Origin of the sequence: Frankia sp. AgKG'84/4 (assembly GCF_023242965.2) — a bacterium.
Lineage (GTDB): Bacteria > Actinomycetota > Actinomycetes > Frankiales > Frankiaceae > Frankia.
In genome coordinates this window covers 1-2820 of sequence record NZ_JALKFU020001152.1, presented here as the reverse complement: position 1 = coordinate 2820, position 2820 = coordinate 1, and the positions used below count along the sequence as shown (strand labels likewise).

Sequence of the window (2820 nt, the reverse complement as noted above, 5' to 3'; positions counted from 1 at the left end):
GGGCAGGCCGGCGGCGGCGAACAGCGCCCCCGAGCGCCAGCGCACGCGCCCTGCCCTGGCATGCGCGAACAGGCCCGTGAGCGACGTGGCAGCGACGATCGGCAGGCTGGCCGTGGTGGCGTGCGCCGGACTGAAGCCGAGCAGGTAGATCAGCGCGGGCACGGCGAGCATGCTGCCGCCTCCGCCGAGGCCGCCGAGCGCCAGGCCGACGACAGCCCCGGCGGCCAACGTCGCGGCCAGTTCGGTCACAGGACCTGCCCGACGCCGCCGGCTGGTGTGGTGACGGGCAGTCCGGACCGTGCCCACACGGTCATGCCGCCGGTGACGTTGAGAACCTGGATGCCGCGCTGGGCGAGGAGCCGCGCCGCCTGCTGGGAGCGGCTGACCTGGCCAGCTCATAAGCCTGAGCGGGAGTGGCCTGTCCAGGGTAGGGCGACTGCTGGGGCCATGTCATGGAGATCCTCCAGTTCTGAGCGAGCTTGGGAGCCATGCCTGCTCGATTCGGACGCCCCCTGCTCGACGGCCGCGTGACAGCGTCGGCTGGTCCGACCATCGAGATATACCCCAGGGGGTATATCTCGATGCTACTCGACCTGCGTCCGCTCCGGGATGAGACGCCGAGGGCGGTACAGCAATGACTGTCACGGCCCACCGCGAACGCCGACTCGCATCGTTGCCGGACTCGCAGACGCCGGCCGGGTGTCCCCCGGCCGGCGCCCGTGACGGCGCGGGGTCAGTGCGCGAAGGTGATCTTCGGTAGGACGCGTCGCAGCCAGGCGGGGCTGTACCAGGCGGCGCGTCCGGCGAGGCGGAGCAGGACGGGCAGCAGGACGAGGCGGACCAGGGCCGCGTCGAGCAGCACCGCGATCCCGAGGATGATGCCCATCTCCTTGGGGGGCAGTGGCCCGGACAACGCGAAGGTGAAGAAGACCGCGACCATGACGGCGGCGGCGGCGAAGATTACCCGCCCGGAGTTGGCCAGGCCGCCGACCATCGCCTCGCGGGCGTCGCCGGTGCGTTCCCAGTGCTCCTTCGCGGCGGCGAGCAGGAAGACGGTGTAGTCCATCGCGATCGCGAAGATCATCGCAAAGAAGAAGATCGGGCCCCAGGCGTCCAGGAACCCCTGCGGGGTGAAGCCCAGCAGGCCCGCGCCATGGCCGTCGGTGAAGACGAGCCGGGCGACGCCGAAGGCGGCGCCGGTGGCGAGCAGGTTGGTCAGCACGCCGAGTGCTGCGGCGAGTGGGGCGGCGAGCACGACGAGCAGGAGCAGGAAGCCCAGGCCGAGCACGGTCGCGAGCACGAGTGGGGTGCGGTCGGACAGCAGCTGGTGCAGGTCGATGTTCTCGGCGGCGGCGCCGCCGACGAGGGCGGCCGGGGGCAGGGTGGCGCGTAGCCGGTGCAGGGTGGCGCTCAGCGCCGGGTCGGACGGGTCGACGGTCGGGGTGGCCTGCAGCAGGACCTCCCGCCCGCCGCCGGAGGTCAGCGCCGGTGAGACATGCGCGACCCCGGGGTCGGCGGCCAGGACGTGCTCGACCGCGCGCAGTTCCCCGGCCGGGGCGATGACCTGCATCGCTCCCGGCGCGCCCGGCCCGAACGCCTGCGCAACCTGCGTATAGCCGACCCGGGACGAGTCCCCCGCCGGCACGACGGTGATCGAGGGCATGCCGGTACGCAGGCCGAACACGGGCACCGCCAGCGCGACCAGCACAGCGAGCGCGACCAGCCCGAAACGGACCGGGCGCCGCCACAGCCACGCACCCCACGCGGCGAACCGGGCCGAGCGGTGCTCACCCTTGTGCACCCACGGCAGGGCCAGCGCGTCGACGCGGTCACCGAGCCGCGCGAGCACCGCCGGCAGCAGGGTCAGGGTCGCCGCCAGCACAAACACCACCGCGAGCATGATCCCCGACGCCATCGAGCGGAACGCCGGCGACGGGACAAGCATCACCGCGGACAGGCTCGCCAGCACGGTCAGACCGGAGAACGCGACCGCCTTGCCGGCGGTGTCCATCGTCTCGGCGACCGCCGCCACCGGGTCCTCCCGGTGGCCGAAATGCTCGCCGCGGAAGCGGACGACCATGAACAGCGCATAGTCGATGCCCAGGGCGAGCGCGAACATCATCGCGAAGTTCATCGCCCAGATCGACACGTCGAACACGCCGCCGAGCAGGGTCAGGCTGCCAGCGGCCGCCAGCAGGCCGGCGAGGGTGAGCAGCAGCGGCAGACCGGCCGCGACCAGCGAACCGAACGCCAGTACGAGGATCGCCAGCGTGACCGGCCAGCTGAGCAGCTCGGAGTGCAGCATCGCGGACAGGTTGGCCTTGTTGAAGTCCGACCACATCCCCGACGCCCCGGTGAGCGAGACCGTCACGTCCGGGGTGTCCAGGGCCTGCAACGGCTTCGTCAGGTCGTCGGCGGCGCGGACCATGTCCGACGTCGACGCGGCCGCGCCGCCCTGCAGCACGGCAGTGTGCCCGTCGGGCGCGATCTGTGCCCGTGACACCCCGGACACCCGGCTGTCGGCCCGCAACAGCGAGCTGGCCGCCGCGATCGCGCGCTGGCCGGCCGGACCGGACACCGGGCCCGTGGTGTGCACGACGACCATCAGCGCGGCGCTGCTCGCCCCGCCGAACTCGCTCCCGGCCCGGTCCCGGACCGCGACTGACTCCGAGCCATTCGCCTGCCAGCCGGCCCCGGAGAGAGTCTTCTCCACCTGCGGGGCGAACGCGCCAAGCACGATGACGATCACCGCCCAGGCGAGCATCACCGCCCGGCCGTGGCGGACTGTCCAGACGCCGAGCCGGCCGAGCGGCCCCGGCG

General features: G+C 72.8%; 2 protein-coding genes. Both read right to left on the bottom strand.

What is annotated here, in order from left to right; translation table 11 throughout:
• On the bottom strand, positions 1-249 hold a 249-nt coding region (locus MXD58_RS28010; protein ID WP_250611182.1), incomplete at its 3' end, for a TSUP family transporter.
• A 484-nt stretch (positions 250-733) separates the two neighbouring features.
• Positions 734-2820 (bottom strand): MMPL family transporter (locus MXD58_RS28005; RefSeq protein ID WP_250611180.1); only part of this gene is annotated, 2087 nt, incomplete at its 5' end.